13 protein-coding genes and 4 pseudogenes are annotated in these 17,613 nt (G+C 66.5%); 7 read left to right on the top strand and 10 right to left on the bottom strand.

Annotated features, from left to right (window positions below; all coding sequences use genetic code 11):
* Nucleotides 1-141: 141 nt before the first annotated feature.
* From PIB19_RS00085 to PIB19_RS00075, 3 genes and pseudogenes are all read right to left on the bottom strand, one after another.
* Entirely contained in the window at nucleotides 142-2,094 is a 1,953-nt protein-coding gene (locus PIB19_RS00085; protein ID WP_271239162.1) for an alpha/beta hydrolase family protein, read from the bottom strand.
* Between the two features lie 72 nt (nucleotides 2,095-2,166).
* Nucleotides 2,167-3,446 (bottom strand): annotated as a pseudogene (locus tag PIB19_RS00080) (MFS transporter).
* Entirely contained in the window at nucleotides 3,443-3,895 is a 453-nt protein-coding gene (locus PIB19_RS00075; RefSeq protein ID WP_271239161.1) for a MarR family winged helix-turn-helix transcriptional regulator, read from the bottom strand. Before PIB19_RS00075 ends, PIB19_RS00080 begins: the two are co-directional and overlap by 4 nt.
* 81 nt (nucleotides 3,896-3,976) lie before the next feature.
* Here PIB19_RS00075 and PIB19_RS00070 point away from each other — a divergent pair, with 81 nt between their 5' ends.
* Entirely contained in the window at nucleotides 3,977-4,642 is a 666-nt protein-coding gene (locus tag PIB19_RS00070) for a glutathione S-transferase family protein (RefSeq protein WP_271239160.1), read from the top strand.
* A gap of 5 nt (nucleotides 4,643-4,647) precedes the next feature.
* Here the strand turns inward: PIB19_RS00070 and PIB19_RS00065 are convergent, their stop codons facing one another.
* Nucleotides 4,648-4,794 (bottom strand): hypothetical protein, encoded by a 147-nt coding sequence (locus PIB19_RS00065; protein ID WP_271239159.1) that lies wholly within the window; start codon nucleotides 4,792-4,794, stop codon nucleotides 4,648-4,650.
* Between the two features lie 64 nt (nucleotides 4,795-4,858).
* Nucleotides 4,859-5,305 carry a cupin domain-containing protein gene (locus PIB19_RS00060; RefSeq protein ID WP_271239158.1) on the bottom strand — a complete coding sequence of 149 codons (447 nt, stop codon included), beginning with the start codon at nucleotides 5,303-5,305 and terminating at the stop codon, nucleotides 4,859-4,861.
* Between the two features lie 28 nt (nucleotides 5,306-5,333).
* On the opposite strand from PIB19_RS00060, the pseudogene dapE reads away from it, so the two are divergent.
* Nucleotides 5,334-6,451, top strand: a pseudogene (dapE, locus tag PIB19_RS00055) (succinyl-diaminopimelate desuccinylase).
* Here the strand turns inward: dapE and PIB19_RS00050 are convergent.
* From PIB19_RS00050 to PIB19_RS00035, 4 genes and pseudogenes are all read right to left on the bottom strand, one after another.
* Nucleotides 6,448-8,120 (bottom strand): annotated as a pseudogene (locus PIB19_RS00050) (putative bifunctional diguanylate cyclase/phosphodiesterase). The pseudogenes dapE and PIB19_RS00050 sit on opposite strands and share 4 nt — an antisense overlap.
* A 55-nt stretch (nucleotides 8,121-8,175) precedes the next feature.
* Nucleotides 8,176-8,772 (bottom strand): Smr/MutS family protein, encoded by a 597-nt coding sequence (locus tag PIB19_RS00045; RefSeq protein WP_271239157.1) that lies wholly within the window; start codon nucleotides 8,770-8,772, stop codon nucleotides 8,176-8,178.
* Between the two features lie 8 nt (nucleotides 8,773-8,780).
* Nucleotides 8,781-10,085, bottom strand: coding sequence for a murein transglycosylase A (gene mltA / locus PIB19_RS00040; protein WP_271239156.1), 1,305 nt, complete (start codon nucleotides 10,083-10,085; stop codon nucleotides 8,781-8,783).
* Between the two features lie 12 nt (nucleotides 10,086-10,097).
* Entirely contained in the window at nucleotides 10,098-10,718 is a 621-nt protein-coding gene (locus PIB19_RS00035) for a Tim44/TimA family putative adaptor protein (RefSeq protein ID WP_271241064.1), read from the bottom strand.
* Nucleotides 10,719-10,912: 194 nt separating this feature from the next.
* Between PIB19_RS00035 and secB the strand changes: the two genes are divergently transcribed.
* From secB to PIB19_RS00010, 5 genes and pseudogenes are all read left to right on the top strand, one after another.
* Nucleotides 10,913-11,422 (top strand): protein-export chaperone SecB, encoded by a 510-nt coding sequence (secB, locus tag PIB19_RS00030; protein ID WP_271239155.1) that lies wholly within the window; start codon nucleotides 10,913-10,915, stop codon nucleotides 11,420-11,422.
* Nucleotides 11,423-11,572: 150 nt separating this feature from the next.
* Nucleotides 11,573-13,158 (top strand): annotated as a pseudogene (gene murJ / locus PIB19_RS00025) (murein biosynthesis integral membrane protein MurJ).
* Nucleotides 13,159-13,160: 2 nt separating this feature from the next.
* Complete coding sequence (trpS, locus tag PIB19_RS00020) at nucleotides 13,161-14,150, top strand: tryptophan--tRNA ligase (protein ID WP_271239154.1); 990 nt, start codon at nucleotides 13,161-13,163, stop codon at nucleotides 14,148-14,150.
* A 129-nt stretch (nucleotides 14,151-14,279) separates the two neighbouring features.
* A complete protein-coding gene (locus tag PIB19_RS00015) occupies nucleotides 14,280-15,008 on the top strand; it encodes a ThuA domain-containing protein (protein WP_271239153.1) in 729 nt (242 codons plus the stop codon).
* A 134-nt stretch (nucleotides 15,009-15,142) separates the two neighbouring features.
* Nucleotides 15,143-16,123 carry a CAP domain-containing protein gene (locus PIB19_RS00010; protein ID WP_271239152.1) on the top strand — a complete coding sequence of 327 codons (981 nt, stop codon included), beginning with the start codon at nucleotides 15,143-15,145 and terminating at the stop codon, nucleotides 16,121-16,123.
* Between the two features lie 131 nt (nucleotides 16,124-16,254).
* Here the strand turns inward: PIB19_RS00010 and dnaA are convergent, their stop codons facing one another.
* Complete coding sequence (gene dnaA / locus PIB19_RS00005; protein WP_271239151.1) at nucleotides 16,255-17,589, bottom strand: chromosomal replication initiator protein DnaA; 1,335 nt, start codon at nucleotides 17,587-17,589, stop codon at nucleotides 16,255-16,257.
* Between the last annotated feature and the right edge of the window lie 24 nt (nucleotides 17,590-17,613).

The raw sequence follows: 17,613 nt of genomic DNA, 5'->3' as shown, positions 1-17,613 counted from the left end.
GCGCGCGGACGAGGTTCGGACGGCCGCCAAGGCAGCGCTCGTAACTTGAGTTGCGCTGGGCAGCTGGTCGCACCTTCAGTAGCCGCTCGATCGCGTCGAATAGCACGGCTGGATGCCGATCGATCTCGTCTTTCCCGCCGCTCAGGCCGGGTTGTGCTTCGCCAGGAATGCCTCCAGCGCCTTGAGGAACTCCAGCCGGTCCTCGCTGCGCGAGAAATGGTGATCGGCTTCGGGCTGTTCGATCCAGATCACTTCCTTGCCCGCCGCCTTGAGCTTCTGCGCCATCACCCGCGAATGGACCGGCGGCACCACCCGATCCTTCTTGCCGTGCACCAGCAGGATCGGAATCGAGAAGTCGCCGGCGAGATTGACCGGCGAGACGCTCTTCAGGTCCGGCGCCTGCATCTTGAGCCAGTCCTTCCGCGCGCCCGCGCCGAGGAAGTTGCTGTTATGGTTGATCATCCGGTTGAGATCGGAGACGCCGGCATAGGCCACGGCGCAGCGGTATAGCTTGCCGTCGCGCTGCGCCGCGCGCATCGCGGCATAGCCGCCATAGGAAGCGCCGACCATGCAGACTCGCTTCGGATCCGCGATCCCCAATTTGGCGAGCTCGGCAACCGCGTCGTTGAGATCGTCCTGCATCGCCAGGCCCCATTGGCCGAGCCCCTTGTCGGTGAACGGCGTACCATAGCCCGAAGAGCCGCGGTAATTGGGCTGGATCACGGCATAGCCGCGCTCGGCGAGGAACTGGGTCCACCAGTCCCATTCCTCGGTGTCGCGCGCGAAGGGCCCGCCATGCGGCATCACGATCAGCGGCAAGTTGGATTTCTTGCCGAACGGCAGCGTCAGCACCGCGGCGATCTCCAGCCCATCGCGTGCCTTGTAACGGATCGTGCGCACCGGATTGAGCCGCTTCAGTCCGATCGTGCTGTTGTTCGTCTTGAGGAACTCCATCGAATCGTCGGCGGCGCGATACAGGAAATAGGCGCCGGGGGCGTTGCTGCCCCCGACATGGACGATTGCCGCCGTGCGATCGCGATTGAGCGAGACGATCCGCGGCTCGCCGCCCTTGATCTTGTCGGCAATCGTCTTCTGCATCGCCTCCATCGCCGGATCGGTCCAGCGGATGCCCGGCTTGTTCTCGTTCACATAGACGCCGACATAGTTGAAGCCGGTCTGGTCGCGCATCAGCCCGCCAATGTCGTAGCCCTTGGTCGCGAAGAGCTGTTTGCCCCGCGTCAGCGTCGCTAGGTCGAGCTCGTACAGCGCCGAATACCCATCGTCGTCGTCCGAGATCATCAGGCCCTTGCCCGGTTCCTTCAGGAACAGCGAAGGAACCGTCAGCGTGTCCTTGTGCGTGCGTGCGCGATCGATCGTCCTGAAGCTGTCCTTGGCGCTCTCGCGATACACTGCGCGGCGGGTGCGCCCGTCCAGCGACGATCCGATCCCCATCCGGATCGTGCCGCTGCCATCGGCATACCAATCCCAGATCCCCTCGCGGCCGCGAAGCGCCAGCTTGCGCTTGCCGGTGGAGACGTCGATCTCGTCGACCTGCGGCCAGAAACCGGCATTGTTCGAATAGACCGACATCTGCGACGCCATCAGGATGCGCGGCGTCCCGTCGGTGGCGGTCCAGATCAGGTCGTCCGCGTTCTGGGCGGCTTCGCGGCTCGACAGCAGGATCGTCTTGGTGCCGGTGGCGTTCACGCTCACCGCGCGCCGCACATAGAAGTCGTCGCCTTCGAACGGCTGCAATTCGCCGATGCCGAGCACCAGCCAATCGTCATTGACCCATTTCCACCAGTTGAGATCGGAATCTCCCAAGCCCACGAGGCGCGGCTTGCCGCCGTCGAGCGGGATGATCGCGAAATATTGGGTGCCGTTGACTGCGACCTTGGCAGCGATCGCGTTACCCTTTGGGGAGAGCTCGGGGCCCTCGAAAGACGGGATCTCGGCGAAAACCGAAGTCTCCAGCGGCCCGGCCTTCTTTTCGGCCGCTTTCTCCACCGGTTTATCCGCTGTCTGCGCCCCTGCCGTCGCGGCGATCGCGACCAGCCCGCCCGCAACCAGCAGGCTCCACCCCCAACGCGACATCATTCCCCCTTCGATTCCCGTGCCCCGGGGTCGATGCTGTCGCCTTTTTCCTCCCGCCGCAAGCCGTTACGGTCAGATCACCGGCTGCAGCGTCCGCGTCTCGGTCCGCCCGCTCAGGATCGCCACAGCGGCCGCGAGACCGAATGCCCCGGCGATCAGGAAAGCGGGGGTGTAGGTACCGGTCAAGGTGCGGATCGCGCCCGCGCCGAACGCCGCGGTCGCCGCACCCAATTGGTGCCCGACCATCACCCAGCCGAACACGATCGGCGCATCGCGCTCGCCGAACGTGAGGTTGGCGAGTTTCACCGTCGGCGGCACCGTCGCGATCCAGTCGAGCCCATAGAAGACGGCGAACAGGAACAGGCTGCCCGGACCGAAATCGAGGAACGGCAGCGCCAGCAACGAGAGCCCGCGCAGCCCGTAATAGACGAACAGCAACTTGCGCGGATCATAGCGGTCGGTCAGCCAGCCGGAAGCGGTCGTGCCGATCAGATCGAACAGCCCCATCAGCGAAAGCAGACCCGCCGCCGCGACCGGCGCGATGCCGTGATCGCCGCAGAACGCGATCATATGTGTGCCGACCAGCCCGTTGGTGGTCAGCCCGCAGACAAAGAAAGTACCGAACAGCAGCCAGAACATTGGCGAGCGCGCGGCGCGGAACAGCGCCGTGAAGGCGAGGCTCACCGTCGCGGCCTGCTTGAGCGGCGGGGGCGGCGCGCTGTCTCCGGTCTCGCCGAAGCGGCGGACGCCGACGTCTTGCGGACGCTCGGGGACGAACAGGAACACGAGCGGCAGCATCGCCGCGCTGGCGATCGACACGGCCAGCGCCACCGGGCGCCACGCTCCGCCCTCGGCCAGCCACGCCAGCACCGGCAGGAACACCAGGGCGCCGGTCGCGGTGCTGGCGGTGAGCATCCCCATCACCAGCCCCTGCCGCGTGGCGAACCAGCGGTTGACCACCGCCGCACCCAGCACCGATGCCACCGCGCCGCTGCCCACGCCCGACACCACACCCCAGCTCAGCACATATTGCCACGGCTCGGTCATCCACAGGCTGGCGAAGGTCGCCGATGCCATCAGTACGAGCCCGCCCAGCATCGTCCGCTTGATGCCGATCGACAGCATCAGCGCCGCGGCAAGGGGCCGACGAGCCCGTAGAGCAGGATGCCGATCGCCGCCGCCGCCGAGATCGTCGCGCGATCCCAGCCGAAATGCTGTTCGAGCGGCAGCATCATCACGCCGGGTGCCGAACGCAGGCCCGCCGAAACCAGCAATGCCAGAAAGGTCACGCCGACGACGATGCTGGCATAGCCGCGCGTCGAAACCGGCAGCCGCCGAAGCAGCGCCGTCATGCATTCGCTCCCGGCGCGCCCTCGGCCAGTTCCGTCACTGCGCGCAGTGCCGCTTCCAGTTCCATCCACTTCTCCTCCCCCATCGCACCGACGATGCGCTCCTGCACCGCGTCCCAATCCGCTTCCGCGCCCTCGACCGCAGCTCGGCCGGTGGCAGTGAGCGACGCCAGCTTGGTCCGTCCCTCGCCGGCGGAAACCGCCACCCAGCCCTTGACCTCGATCGGCGCGAGCGCGCGGTAGAGCGAACTGCGGTCCATCACCAGCTGCTCGGCGAGCCGGCTCAGCGGTAGCGGCTCGCCGCGCGCGATATGCCGCAGGAGCGAGAATTGCGCAGTGGTCATCCCGTTGGCGGCGAGCGCGTCGTCATAGACACGCGCCACTGCCCGCGACGCCTTGCGGAGCGTGGTGCACGCGCAGGCGGAAGAAGTGGCCGGAGAATCATGATGCATATGCATGATGTATATGCATCATTCCAGTTGTTCAAGCGTCTCCATTGCCCCCGCTCCGTCGCGCCGCTATCCCGCCTGCCCATGAAGCTCATCATCGGCAACAAGGCCTATTCGTCCTGGTCGCTCCGCGGCTGGCTCGCCTGCAAGCAGTCCGGGCTGCCGTTCGAAGAGGTCGTGGTGCCGCTCTACGACGCGGATTGGGACAAGCGCCGCCAGGGCGACGAGTTCGCGCCATCCTCCGGCAAGGTGCCGATCCTTTGGGACGGCGAGGCAGTGGTGTGGGACAGCCTCGCGATCGTCGAATATCTCAACGACAAGACCGGCGGCGGCAAGTTCTGGCCCACCGATCCGGTCGCCCGCGCAATGGCCCGATCGATGGCGGCGGAGATGCATTCGGGCTTCGCGTCGCTCCGCCGCAAGCACGGCATGAACATCCGTCAGGTCTATCCCCCGAGCACGCCCGATCCCGACGTGATCGTCGAACTGGGCCGCATCATGGAATTATGGGCGCAGGCCCGTGCGCGCTTCGGCGGCGACGGCGAGTTCCTGTTCGGCGCATTCGGCGCGGTCGACATCATGTTCGCGCCGGTAGTGACGCGAGATCGTGACCTATTCGCTCCCCGTCCCCGCTTCGCGCAGAGCTATATGCTCGCGGTGCTCCAGCATCCCTTCATGCAGGACTGGATCGCGGCGGCGCAGGAAGAGGATTGGGTGATCGAGCAGTTCGAGAAGCCGGCGAGCGGCTGAGCGCGTCAGGCCGGAGTGCGGGTATATTCGTCGGCGCGAATGCGGATGCTCTCGATCTGATCGCGCGCGACATGGCCGATCCCGACCAGGTGCCGGCCCGAAAACGCCGCCACATCGGCGACGCTCAACGCGACCACGGACAAGAGGAGCATCCAGCGCATGCGGCCATGATAGCGGGCATCCATGAAGCTCGGCTGAATCGCGCGTTATGGAAAACTACAGGGTTCCGCCGTGCTTGCGCCGAAACCCTTCTCCCGCCGGCAGATGCATGTCGATGTCGGGATAATGGCAGTCGGTTTCGGCCGGCCGGCCGACGGCAATGAAAACGCAATCTCCGTCGCTGCGGTTCTGCAGGACATGGCCGTTGCCGTCGCCCTTGGGAAACGCGGCGATGTCGCCGGGGCGCATCATCGTCTCGCCCGCGTCATCGACGAGCACCGCCTCGCCGCTCAACATTACGACGAACTCGTCCTCGCCTTCGTGCCAGTGCCGCTGCGACGACCAGGCGCCGGGCTTCAGGGTGACATGGGTGAAACCGAAATCGCCGATCCCGCTCGCCGGCGCCAGCCGCCGATACCAGCGCCCCTGCACGACGTCCGAATACGGCTTCGGATAGCCGGTTGCATTGGTCTGCGGGATTGTATCGAGATCGAGCTTGGGCAATGCCACCTCCACTGGATTTGGAGAGCCTTTGCCCGACGTCATCGAACTCACCAAGGCGCTGATTGCCGCCGAGAGCGTCACCCCGGCCCGCGGCACCGTGTTCGACGTGCTCGAGGCAGCGCTGATCCCCCTGGGCTTCACGGTCGAGCGCTTCGTCGAGGGCGAGGCGCCCGACGGCCCGGTAGAGAATCTTCTCGCCACCCGCGGCGATGCCGGGCCGCACTTCGCCTTTGCCGGCCATCTCGACGTCGTCCCTCCCGGCCCCGGCTGGACCGGCGACGCTTTCGTCCCCGAGGTGCGCGGCGAGCTGCTCTACGGCCGCGGCGCGGTCGACATGAAGGAGCGATCGCCGCCTTCGTCGCAGCGGCCGCACGCGTGCCGGCGGAAGGCAGGCTCAGCCTGATCATCACCGGCGACGAAGAAGGTCCCGCCACGTACGGGACTCCTCGGCTCATCGAGCGCATGGCCGAGCGCGGCGTGAAGCCGGATCTCTGCCTCGTCGGCGAACCCACATCGGCAAACCGCCTCGGCGACACGATCAAGATCGGCCGGCGCGGCTCGACCGTGATCTGGATCGACGTGCCGGGCCGCCAGGGTCATGTCGCCTACCCGCACCTCGCCGACAATCCGATCCCCCGCCTCATTGCCGCGCTCGCCGAGATCGACGCGATCGTGCTGGATGACGGCAATGACTGGTTCCAGGCCTCGAACGTGGTTGTCACCGATGTTCACACCGGCAACCCAGCAACGAACGTCATCCCCGGTAATGCGCGCGCGCGCCTCTCGATCCGCTTCAACGATCTGCAGAATGGCCCCGCGCTGATTGCCCGGATCGAGGAGATCGTCCAGCGCCACGCGCCGGGTGCGCAGGTCAAAGGCACCGTATACGGCGAGTCCTTCCTCACCCAGCCCGGCATGCTCTCAGCGCTCGTCGCCGCCGCGATCGAGGCGAAGCTCGGCGTCACGCCCGAGCTGTCGACCAGCGGCGGTACGTCGGACGCACGTTATCTGGTCAAGCTGTGCCCGGTGGTCGAATTCGGGCTGATCAACGCAACGATGCACAAGCTCGACGAAGCAGTCGCGCTCGCGGATCTTACGGCATTGGCGGACGTGTACGAGGAAGTGCTGCGGCGCGTGCGCGCCTAGCTCGCGATCCGCCGCGGCTCGACAGCGCGTGCCCAGGCGAGAAAGGCTTCCTCGGGCATCGGCGTCGCAATGGAATAGCCCTGCAGCACGTCGCAGCCGATCACGCGCAGCACTGCGGCCTGCGCTTCGCTCTCGATCCCTTCGGCCACCGCTTCGCAGCCGAGCCCATGGACCAGCCCGATCACTGCCTGTGCGATCGTCCGCGCCTCGGGCTGTTCGGCGACATACTCGATCAGGCTGCGATCGAGCTTGACCCGGTCGACCGGCAATTGCCGCAGCCGCGCGAGGTTCGAATAGCCTGTGCCGAAATCGTCGATCGCGACGCTGGCCCCGTCGGCGCGGAGCGCTGCGATCGCATCGAGCACTTCGCTGGAGCAATGCATCGCCAGCGTCTCGGTGATCTCGAGTTCGAGCAGGCTCGCCGGCGCGCGCGCCGCGTGCATCGCCGCGCGCAGCCGGCGGAAGAACTCGGCGTGATCGATCTGGCGCTGGCTGATATTGACCGCCAGCCGCTGCTGAATGCCTAATTTGCCCCAGCGCGAGATCGTCTCCGCGACATTGGTGACAACCCATTCGCCAATTTCGACGATGAGTCCCGTCTCCTCGGCGCGCTGGATGAACGCACCCGGCAGCTTGAGCCCGTCGGGATGCCGCCAGCGCAGCAGCGCTTCGGCACCGACGATGCGGCCATCGGCGGCGCTCACCTGCGGCTGGAAGACAAGCGTGAACTGATCCTGGTCGATCGCGGTACGCAAGTCGCTCTCGAGCTGCGCCCGCTCGGCGATCTGCGCCGCGAGGAATTCGGTGAAATGCTCGGCGCGTCCACGGCCCAGTGATTTGGCGTGGTACATCGCCGCATCCGCCGCGCGCATCAGGTCGTGCAAGGTCGTCCCGTGCTCCGGGCGCATCGCCACGCCGATCGAGGCGCCGATCGTGATCTCCTGGTCGGCGAGGTCGAACGGCTCCGAAAGCGCGAACAGCACGCCGCGCGCGATCCGATCGGCATCACGCATGTTACGAAGTTCGGGGAAGAACATCGTGAACTCGTCGCCCGCAAGACGCCCGATCAGCGGCGTGCGGATAGCCCCTCGGCAGCGAAGCGGTCGCCCACTGCGCGCAAGCGATTTGCGACCATGCCGAGCAGTGCGTCGCCGGACGCATGGCCCATCGTGTCGTTGACGGTCTTGAAGCGGTCGAGATCGATGAAATAGAGCACCGCCTTCTCGCCCTGCGGCAGTTCGGCGAGCATCCGCTCGGCGGTGCGGCGGAAATTGGTGCGGTTGGCGAGCGCGGTCACCGGATCGAACATCGCGAGCCGCTGAACGCTTTCGAGATTCTCGTGAAGCTGGTGGAACAGCCCGTCCATCGCCTTGGCGAGCGGCGGCACGCAGCGCTCGACCTCCTCGGGTATCTTGCTCTGGAGGTCGCCATGCGCGGCGGCGGCGAGGCGCTCGATCGCGGCGTCGATCGCGCCCGCGGTGGCGGCGATGCTGCGCTCGGCCGAAGCCCAGCACATCACTCCGCAGATGACCGCGGCGATCAGCGCGCGGCCGCCCGATTCGATTGTGAGAGTACCTTCCGACGCGGCGGCCACGGCAAGGATGAACGCCACCGCCCCGGCACACATCGCAAACGCGATCGCCCGGCTCTTTAGCGAAACCCCTTCCACTTCGGCCGCTCAACCCCCGCTTGTATCTCCCGGAGAGCACCCTTGCAGACATAAGTTAAGAATTTCGTGGCGGCGCCGCCTTGGGCCGGCGGAGTATGATATAGAGCGCGCCGCTGCCGCCATGCCGCGGATGTGCGGCACGCACCGCGGCAATCCGGTCGGCATGCCGCGACGATGCCAGCCAGTCCCCCACTGCCGCGCGGATCGCTCCACGCGCATGCGGCCGCTCGGATTCGGGGCGGGGCGGCTTGCCGGTGATCAGAAGCAGCACCCGATCGCCTCGCCGGACTGCTTGTTCGAGCCCGTGATCCAGCCGGTCATAGGCCGAGGCCAGATTGTGCCCGTGCAAATCGATGCTGGATTCGGGCGAGATGAGGCCCCGCGAGAGCTTGCGATCCCACGATCCGTCGAGGGTAGCGTTTAGTCCCTCCCTTTTTGGGAGAGGTTGGGAGTGAGCGCGCGCGTCCGCGCGCTTCGGAGACTCTTTCGGCACACACGCGAGCGGCACAGGGCTCGCAGCTTTGCCGCTCGCACCCACCCCTGCCCCTCTTTTGCAGAGAGGAGTCTCTACCGTCGCCACTTTGGCCTTCGCCTTCAACGGCGTCACCGTCGCGATCACGCGTTTCCACAGCGCCGCTTCGTCGGGCGCCAATGTCCGTTTCACGGCGTCGTTGGCGCCGCCGCGGTAAGCCGCGCGAGCACGCCTTTGGGCAGGAGAAGCCACGCCGTTCCGCGCGCCGACATGCCGCCCGCGATCGCACGCGCGTCGTCGCCCGCGCCCCAGAAGGTGTCGAAGCGATTGGCGCCCTTGATCGCCCCGCCGGTATCCTGCGCCACCCAGAGCCCGGTGGCGTCGGTGCGGTCCATCGACAGGAAGGCGGGCGCGCCGAGCGGCACGAATTTAGGATCCACCGCCGCGCTGGTCCAGCCGGTTACCGGCAGTCCCATCGCCCCCAGCGGCCCCGCGCCAGTCAGCTCCTTGAAGAACACGAAGCTCTTGTTCTCGCGCATGATCGCGCGGCCTTCTTCAGGATGTTCGCGCAGATAACCCATGATGCCCTGCATCGAAGCCTGGCCCGGCCCGAGCAGCCCGCGGTCGCGCATCAGCTTGCCGATGCCGGTGTAATCGCGGCCGTTCTGCCCGGCATAGCCGATCCGCATCAGGCCGCCGTCGGGCAGCCGCAGCCGCCCCGACCCCTGGACCTGCAGGAAGAAGATCTCGACCGGATCATTGGCATAAGCGATCACCGGCGCGCGGCTCTGCAGCCTGCCCTCCTCGATCGCGGTCCGGTCGTAATAGGGCACGAAGTTCTTGCCCTCGACGCGCCCGCGGATCTTCTTGCCCTTGAGATCGTCCGAGAAGAGCCCGAGATCGACATCGATCAGATCGCTCGGGATTCCGTAGATCGGCACTTCACAGCCCGGCCGCCGCTCGCGGCAGCCATGGATCTCGGGCTCGTAATAGCCGGTGGCGAAGGCCTTGCCGTCGCCCACCTGCACCGTCTCGAAATAGCGCACGAAGAAGGCGCGCGCATCGCGGGCCGGCCAATTCGCCGCCGCGCGGCACGATTCGGCCCAGTCGGCTCCCTGGGTCAAACCGGTGCTGTCGGTGCGCCGCTGGAGCGACGAACAGCTCAGCCGATAAGCAGTAAGGCCGCGCTCGGCGCCTTCCTGCGTGATCGGCAGCGTGTTCAGCGCCGGCCCCGCAACCACGCCGGCTGCCGCGGCAGTGGCGGCGCCCACCGGTGCCGCGAGCGCAGGCATCGCGGAAAGCGGCGTGGCGGGAGTCGGCTGCCGCGCGGGCAGATGGACAGGGGTTTCAGGAAGGCTGCCCGGCCGCGACGGCGCACGTGCCGGAGCTGGTGCCGATGCAGGCGCCCGGGCCGGACCGGCCTCGGGCGGTACAATGCCGCCCGAACAGGCGCTCAACAGAGCCGCAGACGCGACTGTCCCCCACAGACGCATGTTTCGGCCCTCTTACGCTTCGTCGGTTTCGACGAGCTTCCAATTGGGATCGTCGCTGCGGAGGTTCCGCGCGAACGTCCAGATGTCGTGCGTCTCGACGGCGTCGGTGAGCGAGCCGGCGACGACATTGCCGTCCTGATCACGCGTCACCGCCGCGATGTCCGCATCGAAGCGCACCGTGATCCGCGCGACCTTGCCCTCGACCGCGGCGTCGGAAATCACTGCCCGCTCGATCACGACCAGCCGGTTGTCGAGCACATGGCCGGCGGCCTTGCGCTCGGCGATCGCCTCGGCGAACCCGCCGCGAACCTCATCCTCGACGAGCCAGCCCAGCGTCTCTTCGTCGCCCTTCCAAAAGGCTTCGAGAATCATGCGATAAGCCGATTTCGCACCCTCGACGAACTGGGCGACATCGAAGCTCGAATCGGCGGAGATCACGGCGCGCAGTCCGGTCTCGGCACCGGCCTCGATCGGCCGGCCGGCGGTCTCGCGAACTTCGGGCGTGACATCGATCGTACGCGGCATCTGCTGCGCACCGACGCGCTCCTCAGCCGGCTTGGTCAGTGCCTGCTCATGCCCGGTGCGCTTGCCGAGCACCGAATAGAGCCTGAGCGCCAGAAAACCGGCGACCATCGCGAACAGGATTACGTAGAATAGTGACACTGGGCCTCCGACCTCATTGCGACAGTACATAGGCCTTCGCGTCGCGGGTTACAAATCTCGACCGAACGCGGCCCGATTGAACTGCCTTCGCGCCCCTGCTAGGCGCGCTGGCTGTACAAACGCGCCACGCGCGTGAAACTTTCCGGCAAGCAGAGGAATCTTCGATGGCAGAGAACGACACGATCGCCGAATTCGGCGAGCCCGCAGCCAATGGGGCCGATACGGCACCCGTCGCGGGTGTGCTGTCGCAGTATGTAAAGGACTTCTCGTTCGAGAATCCGAACGCGCCGCAGGTCTATCAGTCGCAGACTGCACCCGCCATCGACGTCCAGTTCAACATCGGCTCGGGCCAGGTCGGCGAGGACGTCTATGAGGTCGTGCTCAAGATCGACGTCAAGGCGCAGGCCGAGGATCAGACCGCGTTCGTGGTCGATCTGTCCTATGCAGGCCTGTTCGCGATCCGCAACGTGCCGCAGGAGCAGATGGAGCCTTTCCTGCTCGGCGAAGCGCCGCGCATCCTCTTCCCGTTCGCACGCCGCGTGATCGCCGATGCGGTGCGCGACGGCGGCTTCCCACCGCTGATGCTCGAGCCGATCGACTTCACCGGCATCTACCTGCAGCAGCGCGCCCAGGCCGGCGACGTCGCGCAGGGCGAGATCGCAGGCAACGCCTGATCGATTGAGGGGGAACGGGCATTGTGACAACCCATCGTCACCCCCGCGAAAGCGGGGCCCATCTCCCGGACTCACGACATCTACCACAGCGGTTTCAACTCCTGACTCCTGCAGGAGATGGGTCCCCGCTTTCGCGGGGATGACGAAAGCATGAAGCTCGCCCGCAGCCTCGGCTCGATCGGCGGGCTCACGCTGGCCAGCCGTGTGCTCGCTCTGGTCCGCGACTCGCTGCAGGCGCGCTATGTCGGGGCCAATTTCGCGTCCGACGCCTTCACCATCGCCTTCCGCTTGCCCAACATGTTCCGCGCGCTGTTCGCCGAGGGCGCGTTCGCCTCGGCCTTCGTGCCGATGTTCAACCGCAAGATGGCCGAGACCGGCGAACCCTCCGCCGCATTCGATTTCGCGGAACGATCGCTGTCCGTCCTGTTCGCGATCCTGTTGGTTCTCACCGCGGTAATGCTCGCCGCCGCCTGGCCGCTGACTTGGGCGATGTCGGGCGGCTTCTCGCGCCAGCATCCCACGCCCGACCAGTTCGCCTTCGCGGTCGAATTGTCGCGCTACACAATCCCCTATCTGATGCTGATCAGCCTCGCTTCGTTGCTCGGCGGCATCCTCAATTCGCTCGACAAATTCTGGGTCAATGCCGCTGCGCCGATCCTGCTCAACATCGCCATGGTCACCGCTCTGGTGTTCTTCAACGGCGATCCAGAGCAGACCGCGCGGGCGCAGGCGATCTCGATTCCGATTGGCGGCCTGCTCCAACTCGGCTGGCTGGCGCTCGCCTGCCGCGGCGCCGGCGTCTCGCTCCGCCCGCGCCTGCCGAGGCTCGATCCCGAGGTCAAGCGGCTGATGAAGCTGATTCTGCCCGCCGCGGCCGGCGCCGGCGCATCGCAGATCAATCTGCTGATCTCCTCGGCGCTCGCCGGTGGGCTGCTCGCCTCGGGCTCGCTGTCGTACATCTATTATGCCGATCGCCTGAACCAGCTTCCCTTGGGCATGATCGGCATTGGCCTCGGCACAATCCTGCTGCCTACGATCACCCGACAATTGAGCTCGGGCCGCGATGCCGAGGCGATGGAGACCCAGAATCGCGGCATCGAACTGGCATTGTTCCTCACCTTACCGGCGATGGTCGCATTGATCGTCGCCGCCGAGCCGATCGTGCGCGGCCTGTTCCAATATGGTGAGTTCGACGCGGTCGATTCGCGGCGCTGCGCCTGGGCGCTGGCCGGCTTCTCGGCCGGTCTGCCCTCCTATGTGCTCGTCAAGGTCCTGACCCCCGGCTTCTACGCCCGCCAAGACATGCGCACCCCCGTGCGCTTCGCCATCATCTCGGTGGTCGTCAACATCATCGCCAATCTCGTTTTGATCCCGACGATCGGCCATATCGGCCCGCCGCTCGCCACCGCGCTCGCCTCTACCGTCAACGTCTGGATGCTCTATCGCACGCTGGTGAAGCGCGGCCATTTCCATGCCGACGCTCAGCTGCGCCGCCGCCTCCCCGCCTCGCCCTCGCCGCCGTGCTGATGGGGCTGGCGGTGTTCGCCTTCGATCGCGTTCTCGATCCCTGGCTCAACGGCTATATGGTGGAGCGCTACGGCGCGCTGCTGGTGCTGGTCGTGGCGGGCTGCGCGATCTATGGCGTCGCCTGCTTCGTCACCCGCACCTTCCGGCTCAGCGATATCAAGGCGCTGATCCGCAAGCGCCGTCCCACCGATGATATAGTTCAGGAGTGATCATGCGAGTCGTCTCCGGCATCCAGACCACCGGCAATCTCCACCTCGGAAATTATCTGGGGGCGATCCGGCAGTGGGTGGGGATGCAGGATCAGAGCGAATGCTTGTTCTTCCTCGCCGATCTCCATGCGCTCACCGGCAATGTGAGTCCGCAGGAGCTCGCCAATTCGACGATCGAGATGGCCGCGACCCTGATGGCTTCGGGGATCGACGATCGCGCGATCCTGTTCAACCAGGCCCGCGTCCCTGCGCATGCCGAGCTCTGCTGGATCCTGCAGGGCACCGCGCGGATGGGCTGGCTCAACCGCATGACCCAGTGGAAGGACAAGGCGGGCAAGAACCGCGAAGGCGCCAGCGTCGGGCTGTTCACTTATCCCGTGCTCCAGGCCGCCGACGTACTCGTCTACAAGGCGACGCATGTCCCCGTGGGCGAGGACCAGAAGCAGCATCTCGAGCTCGCCCGCGACATCGCGACCAAGTTCAACACCGATTTCGGCGTCGATCTGTTTCCCCTGCCCGAGCCGCTGATCAGCAAGGCCGCGCCGCGGATCATGAGCCTGCGCGACGGCAGCGCCAAGATGTCCAAGTCCGAGCCGTCGGACATGAGCCGGATCAACCTGATCGACGATGACGACACGATCGCGACCAAGATCCGCAAATCCAAGTCCGATGCCGATCTGCTTCCCGACAGCTTCGATGGCCTGGCCGAGCGCCCCGAGGCGAAGAACCTCGTGACGATCTATGCCGCGCTCGCCGAGCGCGATCCGCAATCGGTGGTCGAGGAATTCGCCGGCCGGGGCTTCGGCGCGTTCAAGCCCGCGCTCGCCGATCTCGCGGTGTCGGTGCTCGCGCCGGTGCGCGACCGCCTCACCCGCCTGCTCGACGATCGCGCCGCAGTGGGCGCCCAGCTCGCCAAGGGCGCCGCCCGCGCCAACGCCCTCGCCGCCCCGACGCTGAAAGCAGCGCAGGAAGCGGTGGGGTTGCAGGTTTAACCGGAAAGCCGTCACCCCCGCGAAGGGGAAGGACGAAAGGGAGATACAGATGCTCAAGTCGATCGTGGCGCTCACGGCACTGTTCGCAGTCCCCAGGCGGCGCCAAACCCCAACCTTCCCACCCCGACATTGGACGCCGTCGCGCCGCAACTCCCGGCGCTCAAACGCCCGGCGATCCTGATCTTCAGCAAGACCAACAGCTACCGCCACGATTCGATTCCCGCCACGGTCGCCGCGGTCGAGAAGCGCGTCCGCGCGCGCGGCTGGAGCGCCTATGCCACCGAGAATGCCGCGGTTTTCAACCCCGCCCAGCTCGCGAAATTCGATGCGGTAGTCTTCGCCAGCGCCACCGGCGATCTCTTCACGCCCGATCAGCGTGCCGCGTTCCAGGCATGGATCGCCGCCGGGCACGGCTTTGTCGGCCTGCACGCGGCGGGCGACGGCAGCCATCCCGACTGGTATCAGGCGATGATCGGCATCGGCGGCAAATATATGGGCCATCCGGGCGGCGCCGACCAGTTCCAGGCGAGCACGCTGATCGTCGAAGATCGCAGCCACCCCGCCACGCGCCATCTGCCTGCCCGCTGGCCATGGACCGAGGAATATTACGCATGGGACGCGCCACCGCGTGCCGATACCCATATCCTCGCCCGGCTCGACGAGCGCGGCATGCGGCTCGAACCCAAGCACAGGATGGGCGATCATCACGCCATGGTCTGGTGGCGTTGCGAAGGCAAAGCCCGCATCTTCTATTCGGCACTCGGCCACAAGCCCGAAAGCTGGTCCGATCCCACGCATCTCGCGCTGATCGACGGCGCCATCGCCTGGGCCGCGCGCAAGGCCGGCAAGGGCTGTTAAGCATTTCGAGGGAAACGTAGCGCCAATCCGGCGTTACCTTGGCGCCGAGGGCGCGCTCAAGTGCTCCTGCGTGAGGGCGTTGTGATGCGTAAACAATTGAGCGTCCTGTTGATTCCGCTCCTCGCGCTGGCCGCGTGCGGCGGCGGGGGAGCGACGGCGGCGGCACGGTCGTCCCGCCTCCGATTCAAACGCCCGGCCCGACGCCCACGCCGGCACCCGTCCCCTTCCCCACCCCAACACCCGCCCCCGGCGATTTCTTCGCTGCGGCCGCCGCGCTCTACACGACCGCGCCCAACATCGCCGCATGCCAGCCCGGGCTGCTCAAGCCCGCGGTGACGCAGCAGGTGCTCCAGACCCTCAACGCGGTGCGCGCGCTCCACCGCCTGCCCCCGGCCACCTATTCGCCCACCGACGAGCCGGCGACCCAGCAATCGGCGCTGATGCAGGCCGCCAACGGCCAGCTAAGCCACACGCCGCCGACGAACTGGCGCTGCTACACCGCCGCCGGCGCCGACGCTTCGGGATCGAGCAATCTCTATGGCGGCTTGGGCGCCGGGCTCGGCCTGATCTCCGACGAGCAGGTCATCGCCGGCTGGCTCACCGAAGTGAACAACATCGTCGCCGAGAATGTCGGGCATCGCCGCTGGCTGCTCGATCCGTTCCTCGGCTCGATCGCCTATGGCCGCGTCGCGGGCGCGCACGCCACCAGCACCCGCGCCGACGCCGCGGCGATGAAGGTGTTCAACACCGCCGGTGCCGCGGGGCCGAGCGGCACGCTCCCCGATTTCGTCGCCTGGCCCTTCGAGGATTATCCCACGCGCCTGTTCGACCCGAGCGCATTGCTCTCGTTCGGCGTGATCTCGAACAAGACCAACAAATGGGGCAACACCAATGTCGATTTCTCGAATGCCGCGATCACCGTCCGTCAGCGTGGCGGGGCCACGCTGACGGTCTCGCGCGTGTCGTACGACACCCAGGGCTATGGCCTGCCCAACAACATCCAGTTCGCAGTGAGCGGGCTCCAGCCCAATACCATCTACGACGTGACGATCGACCGGGTGGCCGTCGCGGGCGCGCAACGCAGCTACAGCTACTTCTTCCGCATCGTCCCCTGAGCGCCGTCGCGCGGGACAATCGGGGTGGAGGCGTGACCATAGCGTTTGCCCCGCTCTCGTCTCCTCCACCCCGCCCCCACCCGTTGGGGGTGGGAAGCCGCCTCCCGTGAGAGACGGAAACGGGTTTGCGTTCAGCCCTCCAGCGAGCGCATCAAAGCGCGCACCGCGCCGTCGATCTCGACATCCTTGCCGCGCAGCTCCTCGATCCGCTTGACCGCATGGATCACGGTCGAGTGGTCGCGATTGCCGAATTTCCGTCCGATCTCGGGAAGCGAACGCGTGGTGAGTCGCTTGGCGAGATACATTGCGATCTGGCGTGGGCGCGCGATCGCCACGGCGCGCCGTTCCGAAATCAGGTCGATCTGCTTGACTTCGAAATGGCTCGATACCGCGCGCTGGATCTCGTCGATCGTGATCCGCCGCTGGGCGCTGCGCAGCACCTCGCCGAGCGTCGCCACCGCGAAGTCGATCGTCACCGTCTCGTTCGACAGATTGGCATAAGCCAGCAGCCGGTTGAGCGCGCCTTCGAGCTCACGGACGTTCGACGTGATTCGCGCCGCCAGCAAGTCGATGACCTCGTCGGGCATGTCGACTGCCGGCATGTCCTGCAGCTTGCGCGCCACGATCGCGCGGCGCAGCTCAAGTTCGGCGGGCTTGATGTCGGCAACCAGTCCCGAGCCGAGCCGGCCCGCGAGCCGCGGCTCGAAGCCTTCGAGCGCCTGCGGCGCGCGATCGGCGGCGACCACCAGCCTTTTGCCCGACGACATGAACTCGTTGACCGTGTGGAAGAACTCTTCCTGCGTCGCGTCCTTGCCGCCGATGAACTGGAGATCGTCGATCATCAGCAGGTCGACCGAGCGCAGCCGCGTCTTGAACGCGTGCGTATCCTTGTTGCGCAGCGCCTGGACGAACTCGAACATGAAGCGCTCGGCGGTCACGTAGATCGCCGTCGCTTCCGGATTGGCCTCGAGGAACGCCTGGCCGAGCGCGTGCATCAGGTGCGTCTTGCCCTGGCCGGTGCCGGCGTGAAGATATAGCGGGTTGAACTGCGGCATGCCCGGCTGGGCCACGGCCTTCGCCGCGTTGAATGCCACCCGATTGGTCGAATCGACGACGAATCGCTCGAAGCTGAAGCGTGGGTCGAATGCCGGCCGCTCACCGGCCGCCGCCACCGGCACGATCTCGGGCTCGACCTTGAGCACTTGCTTGGGCTCGTCGGCCATCGTCTCGATCGTGACGCTGAGCACTTCGGGCAGCACCGCGCGGAATTCGAGCAGCAGCCGCTCGGAATAGTGATTCTTCACCCACTGGGTCATGAACGCCGAAGGCAGGCCCAGACGCACGGCTTCGCCGGTCGAGCCCTTGATCAGCACCACCGGCTTCAGCCACTGGTCGAACAGTCGCTGGCCCGCCGAGCGCCGCAGATTGCCGCGCACGTGTGTCCAGGCCTTGCTGACTGCCTCCATGTCATCCCGCTCCAGTGTCTGCAC

This window comes from Sphingomonas sp. 7/4-4 (genome assembly GCF_027941955.1).
Lineage (GTDB): Bacteria > Pseudomonadota > Alphaproteobacteria > Sphingomonadales > Sphingomonadaceae > Sphingomonas.
This window is presented reverse-complemented; position numbering and strand designations above follow the sequence as displayed.